The sequence below is a fragment of the Gramella jeungdoensis genome (genome assembly GCF_023805255.1).
Taxonomy (GTDB): domain Bacteria; phylum Bacteroidota; class Bacteroidia; order Flavobacteriales; family Flavobacteriaceae; genus Christiangramia; species Christiangramia jeungdoensis.
In genome coordinates, this window is sequence record NZ_JAMSCK010000003.1 from 84,836 (window position 1) to 104,839 (window position 20,004).

Below are 20,004 nucleotides of genomic sequence, written 5' to 3' on the forward strand. Positions count from 1 at the left end.
CCTTTGTTTTTGATCTGGCACTCATTCATTCCATTATTTAAATTCCTCACTCCATTCCACAAACCCAGGCTCGATCTTCTCCAGCCTTGACAGAAGCGCTTCATTATCGTCCAGGTCTTCTGCTCCTGCCGGGAATTCCTCCTTGAGCTCTTTGAGAAACCTTTCACCTCTTTTATCAAATAGTTGGTTGGCCCGCTTTTCGAACATGCACTGGTACCAGGCATAATCTGCCACTCCCACTCCTGCATATTTTTCATTAAATGTATCTAAACTGTTATGGATTGGGCTATAGGCATCCAATATAACCCTGTTAGAAAGATCCCACAGATCTGCAAGGTCAGGGTTTGTTCGCCTCAAAAAGGCATACGAAAAATAATTCGCTACAAATTCATTTAACCAGTGATTGGTAACATTGATCCCATAAGCATTCATGTAAGCATGTCCTATTTCATGAAAACCAATGAGATCAAGCATTTTTGCTGAGAATTTCTCATAAGAATATCCCATTTCAGAGATTTCAGACCGTAAATCCGGGGAAACCTTATCTTTTATTTTAAGCATAAAATCATATACAACCCCATCTGCCCTCGAAGGGATAATGGCAATAGATGTATTACCCGCCGAATAGAACGGAAGTCCGTATGGAACATCGGTATCCAAAGCATGCCAGGTATTTTCATCCAGTAAGGCAAGACGGAAATTGAGATCGGTTCCAAAGTTCTCTTCATAATATTCCAGGGCATCGGCCATAAGAGGTCCTAAGTCCTTTGCTTTTTCGTGAGCTCCTTCGGGATGATAGACGATCACCTCATATTTAGATGAATCAAGGTCTAAAGCCCTTATTTTTTCCAGGGGTCTGGTCTTATTTTGGGAATAGGTTGTTAAAAAGGATAGTACCAGGGTACATAATAGAAATAAAGTATGTGCTTTAAAATTCATATTGTATTGATTTGGTTGGTTATAAATCAATATACTGAATTTCAAATTATTGCTCCTAAAAGCCTCGATGTAACAGGAATTATATCGATTAATAGCTTAACAGGTAATAAAAATTATTCAGGATAAATATCTACCAAAATAAAAAAAGCCACTCGAGCGAGCGGCTTTTTATTATACTATACTGGAATTTTCGAATTATACATATTCGGTATTTATCAAAACTTCATTTTCATCATAGTGTTCTGTTTTAAATAAATTCCCATCGTTGTCATAATATTCAGCTTTGTATAGCTTCCAATCTGGCGTTCTATATTCCACTTTAAAGCTTCCGCTCTTATCTAAATCCCATACTTTCACCATAGCATATCCTTCTTCATCGAAAGCTGCTATTTCCTGTAACCAATCCTTATAATAGGTATTTACAAGTTTATAATCTCCATTAGGATAAAACTCAACATATTCACTACGCCACTCCCCTTCAGTTATATGAAAGGCATTTTGAACTTCATTTTCATCATAGAAATAATCATATACTCGTATGTTATTTGAAAATTCCATTGTCCTTTGAGAAAGCGTATTATCCTCCCGGTAGAAATAGGTATTAAACCTGTCTGATCGATCAGGGAAAAACTGATTCAAGGTATGGAGGTCACCAAAATCAGTATAAGTATACTCATTTCTGGCACTATAATTCACCTCATTTACGATCTCTTCTGTTAAATATCTCATTGCGGAGGTCTTGTTCCCATTTTCCAATCTCTGGTAAACCCATTGTTGTTGAAATTCATTGGCAGGAGTATATGCCTTTGATGTGAGCACATAACCATTAGAATCTAACTCCGTAAACATCAATTTTCCGAATTGAGTATAACTATCACCGTTGATATTGAACCTGTCAAAGCCAGAAATCTGGCCAATCTCGTCATAGATTATATCAACCTTTTCTGAATAATTAACTTCACCCGAAATGTATGATCTATATAAATAACTTTCCGGAAACCCATTTTCATTAAAGCTCAAAATTTCATATTCAGATGATAACCTGGATGGATATTTCTCCATCCTGATAAATTTTTGAATCTTTCCATCTTCATCAAGTACAGTAGACCACTCAAAACTGGACATAGCCGCGGCACTGTTGCTCCAGCTTTTAAGTATAGGAAGAAGGTTCTGATAGGAATTATAATTCTCCCCGAGGGTTTCTGCCAAATGTGATGCTGCCTGTTCAGGATAAACCTCATTAAGTTCTATTCCTGTTGTTTCCTTTACCAGTTTCACAATATTAAACATGAGGTCCTGTTGCGGTTGTTTGAAGCTGATGTTTTGCTGGTCTATTGCATTAACCACATCGGGTATCAGTTTTATCCCGTTCTTGGGATTTCCATCTAAATCGAGTGTTTGCAGGAAGGCTGCCATATACTTCACTTCTTTAGTATAAATGGATGCCCCTTTAACAGAAGCAATAGTTATTGGCGTCATCACAGATTTTGCCATGGCACTTCCTAATTTAATGTCGCCGACGTAAAAACTCACTTTTTCCCCTTTGAGGTATTCAAATTCACCTGCTGAATTTGTAAAACCGCTGCGGGAAGGAGTCTCATAATACAGTCCTTCCACGGGACTATCAATAAAAACACCTACACTAACCTCAGGATTAGGTTTTAAGTTTTCAGACGGTTCATCTTTTGAACAGCCCAAAATGATCATTATCCCCAGAAGGGATAAAATAATTTTTGTTCTTAGCATATAATTTGATTTGTGGTAAGACGCAGGGATCCCAGCCGGTTAATATTGGATTCGTAAAATAGGGATAGTATAGATACGGCAAAATACCACCAAAGAGGTATTTTACTGATTACCAACTTAGAACACAATGAAAATAAAAAAGCCACTCGATTGAGTGGCTTTTTGCTAGTAGCAGGAAAGCTTGAAATATCGAACAAATTCTTTCAGGATTTGTCGGCAATAGCAACCCTAATAAAATATTAACTACTGAAGATATTTCCTGATTTCACTTTCCAATGCCTTAATAACTGGACCCGCAGTATCTTGCCTGTTAGATAAGACTGTTGTCATAACTCTTTCGCCTTTCTGGTTATACAATACTCTGAATGCGGAATAGGTGGAGCCTTTATAACCACCATTATTGCCAATCACCTTAATTTCTGGAGGGTACTCATAAACAAGAAAGGATGAAGCAAGCCCTCCATTTTTCCTTTCACCTCTGTCTGGAAATTCTAAAATACGACCAAAAAGAAGGCCTCGACTTTCGTCTGTAAAATCATCACTGAAAAGAAAATTCAAAAACTTTAATAAATCTCCTGCGCTCATCCAAATCCCTCCATCAGACGAGGCAGGTGGCAAACCTTCATTAACTCGCTCTCTGGATTCTCCTGAATAATAATTCACTTCCCTGCCTCCAACCGAAAAACGAACTTCCTCAATTCCCGCAGGCTGCAAAACTTTTTCCTTTAATAAATCTTCATAAGAATCTTGCCCGATAGCTTCGATGATTGCTCCTAATACTATATAACCGCTATTAGAATACACAAAGGATTCTCCAGGTTTTCCCTTTATTGGTTGTTGCTCAATTATGGATAACAATGTCATGAGGTCTACTTCAGAATCAGGAAGGGATTCATAGTCTTCAGTAGCCATATAATCTCCTAGACCTGAAGTGTGTGAAAGCAATTGTTGAATGGTAATTTTATCCTTATTAGGGATTTCCCTGTGAGGCAAATATTTGCTAATTGTATCCTGAAATTTTAACTTTCCTTCTTGCACCAGCTTCAAGATAACAGCTGCCGTAAGAGATTTACCTAAAGATAGAAGATTAAATAAATCGCTCTCCTCAAGAGATTGCTTTAATTCATCATTAGCCATTCCATTAACGAAAACTTTCTTATCTCCTTCATTAGTTTGAAGGATGATGACACCTGAAAATTCTTTGCTTGCCAAGCTATCAGCAACCTCGAAAATATTATTTTCAGTAGCTGAATTTACTGACTGAGCAGAAAAAGATTGAATTGCGACAAAAAATATCCCTAGGAAGAAAAGAGTTTTCATCATTTCAAAAATTTAATTTTCACTCAAAATAATTTTTTTTTAATAAAAAAGGTGAAATTTCATAATTAAGTAGTAAAACATACTGCAAGCATTAAAGAAGACTCGAACCTTCCGCTTATTCTTATCTGCCTATTTTTTCCATCTTACAACAATAAAAAAGCCACTCGATTGAGTGGCTTTTTGCTAGTAGCGGGAACTGGACTCGAACCAGTGACCTTCGGGTTATGAGCCCGACGAGCTACCTACTGCTCTATCCCGCGATATTGGACGGCAAATATAAGATAGATTTTAGTATTACACCAAACTTTTTTTAGGAAAATTATTGAGAAATCCATTGAATGGCTTCAAGCCTGTCTTTTATCTCAAAAGACTTTACCTGGGTACTTACAAAGAAATTATCTATATCCATAAAAGTACGTACCCAGCCAAGATCTGTTACCATGGCCAGTCTCTTGATCTGGTTAGAATGATCGAATTTGAATTTAATATTCTCAAGGAGTAATTTCAAGGGTACCTTATTATCGGGCATGATCTCACAAAAAAGATTAATATAATCGTGTTCCTGTAACTTCTCTTCAATAAGCCCATGGATCTCTTCCAGATACTCACTGGTAACATCCTCATTTACCATAATTCCAACCACGTGGTCCGCTAATTCAAAACTTATTGCCATAATTAAATTATTAATTTAAAATTAGCGATTATTCAGAAGTGATGATACTTGAAACCGAAATATTATTGCTCTATATCCCTTGCTTCAAAACCTACAAGTTCAGAATTTTCAAAACTCACATGAAATTCTATAGGCCTGCAACAGACTTCACAGTCTTCTATATAGGTTTGATGGGAAATTGAAGGATCAAGAAGAACGGAGATCTCTTCCCAGCAGTAAGGACACTGAAAAAAATGTTCGTACATAATTACAACTCAACATTCAACAACTGACCGGTCAACTGAAGCACCTGTAGTTCAGCAAGCTTTGCGTCATATTTGGCAAGGTTCAGACTGGTCCTGGCATCCAGAAGATTTATCTGTGCCTGCCTGAACTCTATAGATGTAATTCTCCCTAGTTTATATTGTTCTTCAGACCGGTTAAAATTGTCCATATTCGTTTCTACATTCTCCTGCTGAACGTTCAAAATATATAGTTTATTGCGGTAATTCCCAAGTGCGTTCGCTATATCCCTTTCAACCTCGCTTATCAATTGGTCTTTGATGATCTCCTGATTCTGATATCGTATTTTGGAATTTTTGATCTGTACACTTGTTCTTCCACCATCGAAGATATCCCACCTAAGACTCAATCCTGCAGCCAAACCATCGGTAGTTGTGGTTGATCCCGGAAAAAAAGCGGTAGCCGCACTCTCATTCCTGTTCCAGCCATAAGAACCGGTAAGGCCCAAAGTTGGCAGGTAGCCCGACTTACTTATCCTGATATCATAATCGCTAATTTCAAGATTCTTTTCTATCTGTAACAGCGACACATTATTCAGCTCAGCCTGATCAACAAAACTCTCCAATTCCAGTTCTGAAATGAAATTGACCGTGGTGTCTACCTTAAATTCATTGGAGCTGATTTCCCGGTTAAGCAAGACATTCAGGTCTCTTTTGGTATTTCTAAGCCTTTGTTCAGCCTCTATCAAGGCAATGCTGTCGTTATTCACATCTACCCTGGCGTTCAATACAACCAGGTTATTTGCCTGCCCATACTGAAACTGATATTTGGCCCTCGTCACCCTGTTTTGTGATATTCCAAGACTTTCCTCAAGTACACCCACGTTTTCAGATAAACGAGCTACTTCATAATACACACTCATAATCTGCAGAATGGTATTCTCAATGGTTTCCCTCGCTTGCAGTTGAGAGAGATCATATTGCTCCTTCAGGCTCCTGTAATTGTATAACCTTCCAAGACCATCAAAAAGAGTATAATCAAGGTTTATGGAGGCATTGTAACGTGTGTTCTCAATATCCCGCTGATCCACTGGTTCCCTGCCATCCGGTTCTGTAAGACGGTCATTGATATCATAATTAGCACCAGCATTTCCACTAAGACTGGGCAGGTATCCCGAATTAAGGATACTCTGATTGTTTTCAGCTATTTCAACATCATTTCGCGCGAGTCTTATCCCGAAATTTTCTTCAAGGGCTCTGGCAATTACCTCCTCTTTGGTCAAGACCGGCTGCTGGGCCAATGCAGGAGAAAAACAACCAACTATAAGAACAAGAATTAGACTATGTAATACTTTCATGTGATGCTGCTTCTTTTTTCTCTTTAATTGCTCTTTCCATGTCTTCCTTTGCAGGTTTTTCTCCTGTTCTTAACCAACGGCCCCCGACCTTGATACTATTACTTATAGATATAAGTAACGGCAATAACAATAGTGTAAGCACTGTTGCAACCGCTATCCCATAAGAAATGGAGATCGCCATTGGTTTCAGGAATTGAGCCTGCCTGCTCTTCTCCAGTAACAGCGGAGCGAGTCCGGCGATAGTTGTAAGAGAAGTAAGGAAGATAGCTCTGAATCTTGATCTTCCCGCCTCATAAAGTGCTTTTTTGAAATCCATTCCTTCCCGTAGGAAGCCATTGTATTTACCTATGAGAACTAATCCGTCATTTACCATAATTCCCACCAGGGCTATGATACCTAGTGCCGAAAGAACATTGATAGGAAAATCATGCAACCAGTGACCCCACGCCACTCCAATAATACTGAAAGGGATCATGATCATTAGCAGAAATGGCTGACTGTAACTTCTGAACGTAAAGGCAATGGTAGCATAGATCAGGAAGAGAATAATAGGAATCACCTTAGCAGCTGAATCGGTAAGTTTTGAAGCTTCCCGGTTCTGACCTTCATAAGAGACGGTGATACTTGGATATTTTTCGAGTATTGGTGGAATCACATTTGCCCTGATATCTTCAAGGATCTCAGTAGAACTGCCATTGGGGTCTTCCATATCTGCTGAAACCCGGATCTCCCTCATTCCATCAAGATGACTTATAGACTCTGTTCCCCTGACAATTTCATAATTAGCGATCTCGTCGAACGGAACACGCTGACCTGAAGGAGTGACAATTCTCATTTCGTCAAGATTATTGATTGAAGATCTGTTCTCCCTGTTATATCGTACCCATACTCTAATTTCATCCTGACCACGCTGAAAACGCTGTGCCTGGGCTCCAAAGAATCCATTCCTTATTTGTCTCATCACCTCACCTAGGTCCAGCCCAAGCGCATAGGCATTATCTTTGAGCTGTACGTTGATCTCTTTGATACCTTTTGGATCGTTATCGGTAACATCCTTTAAAAGAGAATTATTTTCCAGATTCTGTTTTAATTCTTCCTTGGCCGCTTCCAGTTCTCCAAGATTATTTCCCAGGAGAGAAACCGATATAGGCGAACCACCAAAATTTCCTCCGGAACCGAAAGTGAGACTTTCCACACCGTATACAGGCCCTACTTCATCCCTTATCGCATTAGTGATCTCGGGCGAACCAAAACCCCTTTCCTCCCCGGGTAAAAGATTTACCTGTAAAGAAGCTTTATTGTTACCGGGACCAACCCTTTTTATAATATTTTCAACTACCTGTTTATTTCCCGTCTGCTTCTCGGTATATTCTTCATTAACTCGCCATGCCGCAGACTCCACCAGTGAAATTATAGAATCGGTCCTTTCGGGATTCACTCCCTCGGGCATAAGCAAATCTATGCTCACCCTGTCACTGGCGATACTCGGAAAAAGTGTGATACGTATCCAGTTCCCTCCGATTGCTCCTATAGTAAGTATAAGTACCACAGCAAGTATTGCAAATGCCATTATCTGCTGGGTCAACACAAATCGCAAAACAGGACTGTAAATTTTATCCCGCATAAAGCTCATTGCCCGGTCGCCAAGCGAATTTATCTTCCGCATATAATGGAACAGACTTCTAATGCCCTTCTTCTTCGGCTGTCCATTTTCAGAAGTTCTCCTTAACGCCTTGGAATGTGCAATATGGGCAGGCAGGATGATGAGTGCCTCAATCAGAGAAATGACCAGCGTAAGTATCACCACGGTAGAAACCTCTCCAAAAAACTCTCCTATCCGGCTATCAAGAAAAAGGAAGGTTGAAAATGCCAGCACCGTAGTAATGATCGCCGATAAAATAGGCGGAACTACTTCCATAGTACCATCCAGAGCTGCTTTTACCGGGCTTTTTCCCATTTCGGAATGCTGATAGATATTTTCCGAGATCACGATCCCATCATCTACCAGGATCCCTATCACGATGATCATCCCGAAAAGCGAAAGAACATTAATAGTTACCCCCATAGAGCCTGCAAAAATGAACATTCCTAAAAAGGCGATTGGAAGTCCGAAGGCTACCCAGAAGGCAAGACGAAGATTCAGAAACAATGAAAGAAAGAACAACACCAGCAGGATTCCCATAAACCCATTCTCCACGAGCAACTGGGTTCGCTGTCCCAGGGTGATGGAGGAATCACTCACTACATTCAACTGAACGTTACTGCTCTTCTGGTTGAACTCCTCTATATATTCATTTATTTTCTCAGCGGTAGAAAGAAGGTCTTCGCTATTGGTGTTACTAACAGAGACATTCACCGCAACATTTCCATTAAAGTAAAGGGCATTCGGTGTCTCCGAAAACTGATCCCTCACCACGGCTATATCTCCTAACTGGACGATCTCTCCCGTAGCATTAGATTTAAGTACAATATCATTAAGCTCATCGGCATAGTAGGCCCGGTTATTGGCCCTGATCAGATAATCTTCTGCATCGGTCTTAATAGTTCCCCCGGTAGAAAGGATATTTGAATTTCTGACCGCCTGTGCCACCTGCTCAAAAGTAAGATTATAGGCTAATAGGTCGTTCTGACTCACCGCGATCTCAATCTCTTCCTGGGGAAAGCCGGAAATTTCTATCTGCGAGACTCCGTCAAGCAGCCTGAGGTCATTTTCTATTTGCTGACTTATCTGCTTAAGCGTTGCCAGAGGAACATTCTCCCCACTAACCGCAAAACTTATGGTCTCCCGCACAAATTCCTGTTTGGAAACCACCAGAGGTTCCATTCCTCCCGGAAAGGTTGGAACGCGATCTACCGCATTCTTAACCTCCGTGAGCATGGCATCGATATTCTCGCCTCTTTCAATCTCCACGGTAATGGAACCGCCACTTTCCCTGGCAACCGAGGTCACCCGGTCTATACCTTCAAGCCCTTTCAGGTTATCCTCAATTTTAAGGATGATCCCTTCCTCTATTTCTTCAGGAGCTGAACCCGGGTAAGCAATACTGATATTGATAATCCTGGATTCCTGTAAAGGAAAAAATGAAGATTTCATGTTCAGCACCCCTATGATCCCAAAGATCACAAAGGCGATGATCACTACATTTACAGCAACCCCGAACTTTATAAAGTAATTGATCAGATTTCTCAAGACTGTTCTTTTTTAAGAAGATCCTTCTGACCTTCGATCTTCACCAGCATCCCCGAATAAGCTCCCGGCACATTTGCCGAAAGTATCTTTGTTCCATCTTCAAGGCCTTTTATCACCACAGTATTATTGGTGAAATACACGGGATTTACATCTACCAGGTTAAGTGTGCTATCCTGCACTATAAACACCTTAGACCTTTCTACAAGTAATTCTCTTGGAATTTCTATCGCGTTTTCTTCATCTTTAGCATCAAGCTTTGCTTCGAGATACATTCCCTCGCTTAACTCAGGATTTTCAACCCTTATAAACACCCTGATGCTCTGGGTTTCCTGATTCACTTTCCCGTTTATCCTACTCACTGTTCCCTCAAAGGTTTCAGTCCCCTCAAGATTTGAAAGTTCCACCTTTTTACCAACTTCAAGAATATCGCTGAATTTCTTCGCGATAGAAACTTCCAGTTCATAAACACTTGGATCTATATATTCTCCAAGTTTCTGTCCGGGTCTTATAAGGGTTCCCTTATTTACCAGGGCTTCGGTAAGAATTCCATCATAGGGGGCAATAATGGTGTATTTTGCAAGGCGTTCTTCCAGGTTCTTCACATTGTAATAGGCCGAAATGATTCCACGGCCAGTAATGAAATATTGCTCCTGCTCGGTATCGGTTTCGGGAAGTGCAGGCACCGCTTTGGTTATATCAAAATTATTCAGGTAATTCTCCCACTTCTGAAAAGCATCGGGATAGTCCAGCCGTAAATCTGGCATAATGGACGTAATATTGTTATATAGATCACTCTTCGCTGCCTGAACGCTGGCGCGGTATTCTTCAGAATCTATACTGAGAAGCACCTGACCCTTACGATATTTTTGTCCCGGACGAAAATCCTTGCTGCTATACCTGAAGATCCCCTGAACCTCAGAATATAGTTCCAGCCTGTGCAGCGCCGTAATATTTCCGTTAGCGGGAACAATAATAGGAACCGTTCCGTTCTCAACTGTATCTATAAATACACTTTTAACGGTTTTTCTAACAGGAGGTTTCTCTTTTACATTACTGTCTATGATCAATTTAGCGCCGAAAACAGCAGCAATGATGAGCACGATGCCCAGAACAGATAGAATGATCTTGCGTTTATCCATAATACTTATTGGACTAGATTTAGTCCCTATGGTTTAATTGTCTAAATAATTTATGGCAAACTTCTAGCTCAATTCCTCCAGATCCAGCTGAAGTTCTTCCCATTCTTCCATAAGTTTTTCGAGTTTCTTTTTGGAAGAATTATAGTTATTAAGAAAGTCTGGTTTAGTTACCGTTTCTTCGTAATTCTCTGCCAACTGTTTGTCTTTCGCCTTTAGTTCCCTTTCAATCTTGGTAATCTTGGCTTCTGTTTTACTCAGTCGGTTTTTTAATTTCTTTATTTCTTTCTGGTCTGCAAAAGATTTTTTCTGAGTTCCTTCGTTGCGAGGTTTTGGGTTTTTTACTTTTTCGCTCTTTTCAACCGCCCTCATATCCTGAAGTTTTCGCTGGTCCAGATAATAATCTATATCCCCCAGGTATTCCTTGATCTTATGATTTCTGAACTCATAGACCCTGCTGGTTAGATTCTGAAGAAAATCCCTGTCGTGGGAAACGATTATCAATGTACCTTCAAAATTCTTGAGCGCCTCCTTAAGCACGTTCTTGGATTTTATATCCAGGTGATTGGTCGGCTCATCCATTACCAGCACATTGAATGGCTCCAGCAACATCTTACAAAGGGCAAGCCTGTTTCTTTCGCCTCCAGATAAGACCTTTACTTTCTTTTCTACTTCATCACCACGAAAAAGGAAAGCTCCCAGCATATCCCTTACCTTGGTCCTGTTCTTCTCATTCGCGGCATCTTCCATGGTTTCAAGAACCGTTTTTTCTCCGTCCAGATATTCGGCCTGATTCTGTGCAAAATAACCCAGTTGAACATTATGTCCTAATTTCAGTTTCCCCTGATGCGGGATCTCGCCAATGATGATCTTTGCAAGCGTAGTCTTACCCTGGCCATTCTGACCTACAAAAGCGATCTTGCTTTGCCGCTCGATCAAAAAGTTCACATCCCGAAGCACTTTTTTCTCTCCGTAAGATTTTTCCAGGTGTTCTGCTTCGATCACAACTTTCCCTGGATTTACAGAAACCGGGAAATTTACTGCCATCACAGCATTGTCATCTTCATCAACTTCTATTCGGTCTATCTTCTCAAGTTTTTTGATAAGCGATTGAGCCATAGAAGCCTTGCTTGCCTTAGCCCTGAACTTATCGATAAGCTTCTCGGTACTCTCGATTTCTTTTTGCTGATTCTTCTGCGCAGCCAGCTGTTGTTCCCTAAGTTCTTTCCTGAATTCCATGAATTCGGAATAAGGCTTCCTGTAATCATAAATATTCCCCAGGGAGATCTCTATGCTTCGGTTGGTAACATTATTAAGGAACATCTTATCATGAGAAACGAGCATTACTGAGCCCGGGTAATTATTCAGAAATCCCTCCAGCCAGATGATACTTTCAATATCAAGATGGTTGGTAGGCTCATCCAGAAGTAAAATATCATTATTTTGAAGCAGCAACTTTGCAAGTTCGATCCTCATTCTCCAGCCACCAGAGAAAGTCTCTGTAAGCCTATCAAAATCCTTTCTTTCAAACCCAAGTCCCTGAAGTACTTTTTCGGTCTCTCCCTCGTAATTATAGCCTCCTATTATCTCATACTGGTGCGTGATCTCGCTAAGATCCTGGATAAGCTGATTATAGGATTCACTTTCATAATCTGTACGGGTGGCAAGCTGCTCATTGATCTCGGCCATCTTGCCCTCCAAAACCTTTATCTCCTCAAAGGCCTGATGGGCTTCATCAATTACAGTTCTGCCTTGTTCGAAATCGAGATCCTGTTTTAAAAATCCAATTTTAAGCTCTTTATCCTTGGCGATCTGTCCGGAGTCATATTCCTGTTCTCCCGCGATGATCTTTAACAAAGTGGATTTTCCGGCTCCGTTTTTACCAATAAGTCCCACTCTGTCCCCGGCTCCCAGCCTGAAACTGATTTCCCTGAAAAGATATTCGCCTGCAAACGAGACAGAAAGATTATGAATATTAAGCATTAAAGCAGTTTTTTTGCAAAGATGCTTAAATTTGCAATGCAAAAAAAATTAGATGACTTTCCTTAAAGGAACTAAAATTTACAGTATTCTTACCGGCACCTGCCCTGTATGCCAGGAAGAAAGCATGTATATAGAATCCAACCCCTATAAACTGCACAAGGTTTATAAAATGCACGAGCGCTGTTCAAATTGTGGCACTAAATATAAGATAGAACCTTCCTTTTTTTATGGCGCTATGTACGTGAGCTATGCAGTAGGGATCGCCTTTGCCGTGGCCGCATTCATTATTTCCTTTCTCCTGTTCGGTGCGTCTTTAATGGGATCGTTTTTATCTATTGTTGGAACATTAATCGTATTCATGCCGGTGATCATGCGCCTTTCCAGAAATATCTGGATAAATATTTTTTTCAAGTACAATAAAAATGCAGGTAAGAATTAATCTTTTGGATAATATTTTTGTGTAAATCTCTGAAGGTCCACTTCAGGATCTAGGGCTTTATCATCTTCAATTTTGTCAAGAAGTTCAATAGCCATATTAGGGGCAATCAGTACTCCCCTACTCCCAAAGCCATTGCAGCAATATAGATTTGATATTTCGGGATGCTCTCCAACAACGGGTCGGCGATCAACTACCGCAGGGCGTATTCCCGCAACCTGATCTACCACTTCAAAATCACATTTTATGAGCTGCTTCAAATCACTAACAAGGCGTTCTTTAGCTTTGAGCGTAGTTTCAGCGGTCTTATCCTTATGATCATAAGTAGCTCCGGCTTTATAAAGATCGTTCCCAAGTGGAATCAGAAAGACCGATGATTTTACCGCGAAATCCAGTTTAAGATCTTCCGAATAGATTGTAATATACTCACCTTTGTTTCCATTCAGAGGTAAGTAATTGAAAAATGGGTTTCTCTTTAAGCCAAAACCCTCACAGAAGATAATATTCTTTGCTTTTTCACCTTGATACTCAAAATACCCCTCATTTATCCCGAGATCTGAATATTGAAATCTTTCATTCCTGAAGGCCGATCGGTTTTTAAGGTAATCTATATAACTATCCAAAAGGTTCTCGGTATCGATATTTCCAGTCTTCAGAACTTTTCCAAGGGAATAATGAGCAATAAGGTTAGGATTATCATTCTTCTTAAGTTCAGGATCCAGAAAAGGAGATAAATTGGGTTTATCGGCAGCCACAAACCATTCATTCTGCTCTTCTATCGAATGAAATCTTCGGTATATGTTCCAGTTATGGATAAGCCTCACATGAAGTTTCTGTTCCAGTCCCTCATAAAAAGGAATCGCCGTCTGGATCTGCTCGGCAGCTTTCCAGGCAGGGGTGAATCTTTTTAGAATTACAGGGTTAAAAATACCTCCCGCTACATAAGAAGAGTTCTGCGAATCGTCTTCATACACAACAAAGTTCCTATCTCTTTTTTCAAGTTCCTCTGAAACCGCGATACCGCTCAGGCCGAGGCCAACAACTATATAATCCAACATGGGTTAAAGATATTAAGGCTATCTGCGAATATCAAATGACGACATAAAAAAAGCGCTCGTAATAGAGCGCTTTTTGTTTTATAAAGATCAGAGGAATTAATAACTCCACATATCCTGTTCAAAATTTCTAATCTGTTCCTTGATACGTTCAGATTCAAGCAACTGCATAAAGGCATTATCTACTATATATTCATCAATCTCCCTGTCACCCTGAACATTATCTTCTTTATAGATAACCCCATCAAACCTTCGGGAATTCAGCAAGTGATCAAAGGATATAGTCTGCGAGGTATTACCTCCGGTAAACACCTTTGCATCATGCAGAACTTCTCTTGCATCAGGATACCATACCCAGAATAATTCAACCAGATCGGTCTGTCCTGAATCGATAAAGTTAACATCAGGAGCCACGGGAGCTATTCCCAGCAACCGGTATTTTAATTCAGCAAGACGCTTATCAAAATACCAGAGTCCTCGGATATGATATTCAGCGATATCAGCCGATCCAAGGTCACGACGATCAATAAATTGGGCATCAATTTCTTCACCAGCATTGTATTGCTCGATTCCAAGGTCGGTAGTATCTACCTTAGATAAGGTAGCGCTAATGTCTTTAAGAGTCCTTTTTTCAGTAAAATATGAATCTGCATAAACATTTTCAATCTTACCTTCTTTTATGGCCTTTACAAGAACATCATAAAGTGACCTCCTGTTAGTACCAATGTTATTGGTATCTATGGGGTAATACAGAGGGAAATTCACTCTTTCATCAAGATCTATAATTTCCCAAACACCCTTAGACCAAAGGATGTCACGGTCTCCCACATATCCATATTCCAAAGGCTTATCTTCTTCATCTACCAAAGCCTGAGCTTCCGATTTTTTCCCGATATCTTCGGGCTTATCGGCGTTCAGGATGTTTGCCTGACCGAAAGAAGAGGCACCTGCCATCATCACAAAACCAAATACAAATAATTTCTTCAAGCTCATTTTAAAAAATATTTTAGTTTGTAAGCTCTATCACTACCGGAGCAACTTTCTTAAGCTTATAACTAGAGTTTCCGGCAAGCGAAGCTTCAATATCATAAATCTGAACAGATTCACCACGCCCAGCACGTCTAAGTGCAGACTTAGCTCTGTCATCAAGTCGACCACCATTTACCTGAATTGTTGGCTGTCCAGGCACTTTAAATTTAAAGCCTGTAACATTAAGCTTCAGGTCAAAGTCAAAGTCTGGAAGAGCTGCTCCAACGGTAGCGATCTCAAGACTGTTTCTTTGCATAGACACCGCACCGTCTTCACCTCGAATGGTTCCAACAGGTCTTGGAATATCTTTCACACGGAATTTCTTGCTATCACTCACACTTGTTCCATTAGGAAGTTGTCCGCTAACATTGATTGTAACTTCTCTTGCCTGAAGTGTAGTTACATCTATAACGTATTTACCAGCACCTCCGGCAGATCTCAGTCCAGGTGCATTAGCACTTACTGACGGAACACCGGGAATGGAGATCGTCATCGGGTTTTGAACCCCACGATATACCACATTCATTTTATCAGCAGAAATAACCGCTGAATTTGGCATTGGAATTACAGAATAAGAACTTTTAACAGGGATTACAACTGTTGAATCACCCTCTTTAAATTCTAACTGACCACTAATCTCTTGTTCTCCTACATTACCTGCCGGGAAATCAAGTACAACCTGACCAGCCTCTGTGCTTTCAATATCTCTACCATTAATAGTAACATTATCGAACTGAAGCGTATTGTCTACACGACCAAGCACAACTTTACCTTTAAAGTTCTCTCCACTAAAGAAAGCAGTCTTATCTGGCACTACGATAGCCTGATAATTGGTAAGAGAAACATCACTTTGTAACTGGCCAGAGAACATAGACGAAAGTATCTCGGTCTCGGTACTCTTGATATCAGCCTGTAACTGGGTAAGCTTGGTAATAGAAGCTATTAACGGGAAGCCCTGATAATGATACTCAAGCCAAGGCTTTTTTATATTCTCACGGGTAGTAACTTCTGCAGTAGAGAAGTCCTTCTGAAGATTTACCTTTGAAGCTATGGCAGGATAATCTTCGCTAAGAATCGCGGAAACACCTTCCCTGTACTGATCTATCTGATCTACAAATGCCTGACCATCGGGAGAAACTCTACCACTCTGGAAAAACATTTGGTCCATGGTATTAGCCTTGTCCATGGTCTCATAATCGGTAGGATCGTCTACAGAAGCCCTAAGCTGTTCTTTAATACCTTCAATATATTCGTTAAGATCATTCGAAAGCTGATGGATCCTGTCTGCATCTTCCTTGATGGAAGTATATTTCGCAGGTTGTTCCTCAACCTTCATATCAAGTCCTGCCAGTAATGCCTGATTTCTCTGAGCATAATTGGCCGAGGTCTCGTTAAGTTTTTCGTTCATAAGTCCGAAGGCGGTTAGTACTTCCTTGGACATATTTAATGCCATCATAGCGATGAAAACCAGATACATCAGGTTTATCATCTTCTGCCGTGGCGATTGTTTTCCGGATGCCATGTCTAATTAGTCTTTTTAATTAATAAAAACAGCTTAATTGATAGATTCAATTAGACTCTTGCTTTTCCGTTCATTGCAGTTAACATTCCACCATACACATTGTTAAGTGAAGCCATGTTATTTGCAAGTGAATCCATTTGCGCTTTAAGTTTTCCTGCGTTCTCAGCAACCTCCTGGTTAACTTCGGCCTGTCTGGCAGCAGATTCAACCTGAGCTTTATAGATATTGTTCAAAGTCTCCATTTGAGCAGCGGCAACGCTAAGTTCCTCACTGTATTTCTTTTGAGAAGCCATCGAATCAACAGTAGGAGCTATTCCTTTAGCTGCACCTTCAAAATTTCTAATGCTTTCCCCAAGAGAGCTCATAAGATTGGAATCAATCTTAGCCTCTTTCAGCATTTCATCCAGTTTTTTGGATAACATTCCTTCTGCTTCTTTCTCTTCTGCAATTGCAGTACTTCTTCCTTTTGACTGTCCTCCTGCCAATTCAGGATATACTAGTGACCAGTCCAACTCATCATCTACAGGTTCAAATGCTGAATAAGCGAATACTAACGCCTCAACGATAAGACCTATAATTAACATTGCATTTCCCCCAGGCCAGTGCATGATTTTAAACAGGGCACCTAAAATAACTACAGATGCTCCCAGACCATACACCATATTGGTAAGTTTCTTAGTTGATCTTGAATTTGCCATAACTCTTAATGTTTAGATTTCTTGGTATAAATAGGTTATAAGTGTACTAAAAATAAATTATCGATTATCCTGGTTCAGTGTAACATCTGTTCCAAGATAATCCTGGACAGTTCTAAAGCCAATATAGCTTCTGGCTGAATCCATGTATTCATAATCTCTGGAACTCACCTGAAGGAAGTACGCAACATCCTTCCAGGATCCTCCTCTAACCACTTTTCTACGATCTTGTGGATTGTTAACGGTAGGGTTCATCGTAGACATATATTCATAAGAACCGGGATCGTATGAAGAATCGACCCATTCTGAAACGTTTCCGGCCATATTGTAAAGCCCGTAATCATTAGGATCGTATGATTTAGCTTCAACAGTATAGAGTGCCTGATCGGCCGCATAGTCACCTCGCAGAGGCTTAAAATTAGCCATAAAACAGCCACGATCGTTTAATGTATATGGTCCTCCCCAAGGATAGGAAGCTCCTTCCAGACCTCCCCTTGCAGCATATTCCCATTCACCTTCAGTAGGCAATCTGTATGACGGAACATTTGCATCACCTTTAGCTCGGCGGTAATCATTGTGATATTTTGTTCTCCACTGTGTAAAGGCTCTTGCCTGTTTCCATGAAACGCCAACAACAGGATATTCATCGTAAGCACTATGCCAGAAATAATCGTTATGCATAGGCTCATTATACGAATAATTGAAGTCCTTTATCCACACGGTAGTATCAGGATAAACCGCTACTTCTTCATGTTTTATAAAGTTACTCCTGTCTCCCTGTACCCGGGCAGCAGCCTGAATATCCATCCAGGAATATTTGAATTTAAGCTTTTTAACGTTAATAGTCCGCTGTCCATTGTAAACCTCATCAAGAGGTATATACATTGAATCCATTACCTCGGCATAGTATACATCCGGATAATCTTCAGTATCCCAGATTATATCAATGTCTGTATTAAGTTTTCTGCTTTCGTAATCATCGGAAGGACCACCCTGACCATAAGTGTTCAACATATATTCCTGATACGGGGTAAGGTTTTCGGGATCAGCATCTGCAAAAGCGAATTCTCCAATTCCATCATCTCCAGGAACAGCGCCCTGCATCTCGGCCATTATAGCCAGATTGACTCTCACTATAGAGTCTCTCACATAATTAACAAACTGTCTGTATTCTGAATTGGTAATCTCAGTCTCATCCATATAAAAAGACCGCACCGATACTGTTTTGGGCGGTGCATTCTTCTGGCCGGCAATGTCATCATCAGATTTACCCATGATGAAAGAACCACCGGGAATCAATGTCATACCATAAGGTTTCTCCGGATTCCACTTCTTCCCCTCCGCACCTACAAGCTGTCCACGATCGCCACCACCACAGCTCGAAAGCAAGGCCAGAACAGCAATGAGCGAAATATACTTCTTCATAATTATCTTAGGTTAAGACATTTTGATTTACGGCAGTAAACCTATCTAATTATTTTTTAAAAAACAATATTTCAGGTAAAAATACAGTAAATCAAAATAATGCCTGAATACAATTTTAGACTTCGTTTTTTCTTTTGGCTTTATACCATCTTTCGGGAATTACCTGATTACAAGCTTCGAGATAATCCTCCTCGCTGCAAGGTAATAACGTATGCTTTTTTAATTTAGTATTCACGTTCGACAAAAACGGAATTTCTATCCACCAACGTCCGCTAACGGGGCTCTTAAAAAAAACCAGCACCTCATCATCTATAGGTACCTGATATCTTATAAACTCTTTTTTTGCCGAAATAGTATTTTCATTGGTACGATAATTTACACCTTCGATGAAATACCAGATAATCTGGGAGATTAGCGTATTTGCTAGGCTTCCCAGTTTATCATTAAATTCATATATCCCAAACGAAGATACTTTGTCGCTAATTCCGGCATACCTTGCAAGCCCACAGATCTCTCTTCCGTTAAAACCGTTTGGAGAAGCAAAATAATCTGTATTTGCTGAAGCCGAGTCTATAGATCCCAGATCCAGGCCGACCAAATTGGCACTTCTAAAAATAGGTTCCATCAGCGAAAGATCCGAGGTCACTTCCCCTAACCTATAGGCCTCAAAAAACAGCCTTTCCATCAATTCAATTTCTTCCTGAGAATTGAAATAAGTTTGATAACCAACGGTGGTATAATTAAATAAATTATAGGGCTTATCTATTACGATTTTTCCTACATAAGATTCATTGGTTATCATCTTTTCCGCATCCCCAAGATCGAACTTTTTATCGACATTCACAAGGTTAACCATCTGATCTAGTTTATCATACGCTCTGTATTGAGCATAAACCAGATCCTGACTACCTCCCAAAATGATTGGTATTACATCCTGTTTTATAAGACTTTCAACTAAAGTCTGAACAGCAAAATAGGTGTCCTCTACAGTGGCCCCTGCTTCAATATCCCCAAGATCGGCCAGTCTTAAGCCCCAGTTACCAGGGTATAATCTATAAAACTTACTTCTTAAATCGTAAAAATCAGGTGCTTCGGTTTTTCTTAAAGCTCTCCTAGTCTCTTTCACTCCAAAAAGTGCCACATTAACCCCTTCCATATCAGGAAATCCAGACCTCTGGGTATGAAGTCTCATCTGCGCCCCTATACTCTGGGCATTTAAGTGACTGATCTCGTCCAATAGCTCATCGTGTACCGGACTAAGAAAATCAAACTCCAT

At 40.2% G+C, this 20,004-nt stretch carries 16 protein-coding genes and 1 tRNA gene; 1 reads left to right on the plus strand and 16 read right to left on the minus strand.

Translation table 11 applies throughout. From position 1 onward, the window contains the following. Window positions 1-33 precede the first annotated feature (33 nt). The 10 genes from NE848_RS08060 to NE848_RS08105 form a co-directional block, all read right to left on the minus strand. Window positions 34-939: a gluzincin family metallopeptidase gene (locus tag NE848_RS08060; RefSeq protein ID WP_252112288.1), complete on the minus strand. Its 906-nt coding sequence runs from the start codon at window positions 937-939 to the stop codon at window positions 34-36. Between the two features lie 195 nt (window positions 940-1,134). Then, complete coding sequence (locus NE848_RS08065) at window positions 1,135-2,685, minus strand: hypothetical protein (protein ID WP_252112290.1); 1,551 nt, start codon at window positions 2,683-2,685, stop codon at window positions 1,135-1,137. Between the two features lie 243 nt (window positions 2,686-2,928). After that, window positions 2,929-4,008 carry a serine hydrolase domain-containing protein gene (locus tag NE848_RS08070; RefSeq protein ID WP_252112292.1) on the minus strand — a complete coding sequence of 360 codons (1,080 nt, stop codon included), beginning with the start codon at window positions 4,006-4,008 and terminating at the stop codon, window positions 2,929-2,931. A 184-nt stretch (window positions 4,009-4,192) separates the two neighbouring features. After that, a tRNA-Met gene (locus NE848_RS08075) sits at window positions 4,193-4,265 on the minus strand. 59 nt (window positions 4,266-4,324) lie between these two features. Beyond that, window positions 4,325-4,678: a SpoIIAA family protein gene (locus NE848_RS08080; protein ID WP_252112294.1), complete on the minus strand. Its 354-nt coding sequence runs from the start codon at window positions 4,676-4,678 to the stop codon at window positions 4,325-4,327. Between the two features lie 62 nt (window positions 4,679-4,740). Further along, window positions 4,741-4,923 carry a CPXCG motif-containing cysteine-rich protein gene (locus NE848_RS08085; protein WP_252112296.1) on the minus strand — a complete coding sequence of 61 codons (183 nt, stop codon included), beginning with the start codon at window positions 4,921-4,923 and terminating at the stop codon, window positions 4,741-4,743. 2 nt (window positions 4,924-4,925) lie between these two features. Beyond that, window positions 4,926-6,257, minus strand: coding sequence for a TolC family protein (locus NE848_RS08090; protein WP_252112298.1), 1,332 nt, complete (start codon window positions 6,255-6,257; stop codon window positions 4,926-4,928). Further along, window positions 6,241-9,447 carry an efflux RND transporter permease subunit gene (locus tag NE848_RS08095; protein ID WP_252112300.1) on the minus strand — a complete coding sequence of 1,069 codons (3,207 nt, stop codon included), beginning with the start codon at window positions 9,445-9,447 and terminating at the stop codon, window positions 6,241-6,243. The genes NE848_RS08090 and NE848_RS08095 overlap by 17 nt, the downstream gene beginning before the upstream one ends. Beyond that, window positions 9,444-10,586: an efflux RND transporter periplasmic adaptor subunit gene (locus tag NE848_RS08100; protein WP_252112302.1), complete on the minus strand. Its 1,143-nt coding sequence runs from the start codon at window positions 10,584-10,586 to the stop codon at window positions 9,444-9,446. The genes NE848_RS08095 and NE848_RS08100 overlap by 4 nt, the downstream gene beginning before the upstream one ends. Window positions 10,587-10,649: 63 nt before the next feature. Next, window positions 10,650-12,566: an ABC-F family ATP-binding cassette domain-containing protein gene (locus tag NE848_RS08105; RefSeq protein ID WP_252112305.1), complete on the minus strand. Its 1,917-nt coding sequence runs from the start codon at window positions 12,564-12,566 to the stop codon at window positions 10,650-10,652. A 52-nt stretch (window positions 12,567-12,618) separates the two neighbouring features. Between NE848_RS08105 and NE848_RS08110 the strand changes: the two genes are divergently transcribed. Further along, entirely contained in the window at window positions 12,619-13,005 is a 387-nt protein-coding gene (locus tag NE848_RS08110) for a DUF983 domain-containing protein (protein ID WP_252112307.1), read from the plus strand. Here NE848_RS08110 and NE848_RS08115 read toward each other — a convergent pair. The 6 genes from NE848_RS08115 to NE848_RS08140 form a co-directional block, all read right to left on the minus strand. Then, window positions 13,002-14,060, minus strand: a complete 1,059-nt coding sequence (locus NE848_RS08115; protein ID WP_252112309.1) for an NAD(P)/FAD-dependent oxidoreductase — start codon at window positions 14,058-14,060, stop codon at window positions 13,002-13,004. The genes NE848_RS08110 and NE848_RS08115 overlap by 4 nt on opposite strands. Before the next feature lie 96 nt (window positions 14,061-14,156). Then, a complete protein-coding gene (porN, locus tag NE848_RS08120) occupies window positions 14,157-15,050 on the minus strand; it encodes a type IX secretion system ring subunit PorN/GldN (RefSeq protein WP_252112311.1) in 894 nt (297 codons plus the stop codon). A gap of 13 nt (window positions 15,051-15,063) precedes the next feature. Then, window positions 15,064-16,608, minus strand: coding sequence for a type IX secretion system motor protein PorM/GldM (porM, locus tag NE848_RS08125; RefSeq protein WP_252112313.1), 1,545 nt, complete (start codon window positions 16,606-16,608; stop codon window positions 15,064-15,066). A gap of 50 nt (window positions 16,609-16,658) precedes the next feature. Next, the gene (gene porL / locus NE848_RS08130) at window positions 16,659-17,306 is read right to left on the minus strand and encodes a type IX secretion system motor protein PorL/GldL (protein ID WP_252112315.1); all 648 of its coding nucleotides are present in this window, start codon (window positions 17,304-17,306) and stop codon (window positions 16,659-16,661) included. A 57-nt stretch (window positions 17,307-17,363) separates the two neighbouring features. After that, window positions 17,364-18,728 carry a T9SS ring complex lipoprotein PorK/GldK gene (gene porK, locus NE848_RS08135; protein ID WP_252112317.1) on the minus strand — a complete coding sequence of 455 codons (1,365 nt, stop codon included), beginning with the start codon at window positions 18,726-18,728 and terminating at the stop codon, window positions 17,364-17,366. Between the two features lie 115 nt (window positions 18,729-18,843). Further along, complete coding sequence (locus NE848_RS08140; RefSeq protein ID WP_252112319.1) at window positions 18,844-20,004, minus strand: formimidoylglutamase; 1,161 nt, start codon at window positions 20,002-20,004, stop codon at window positions 18,844-18,846.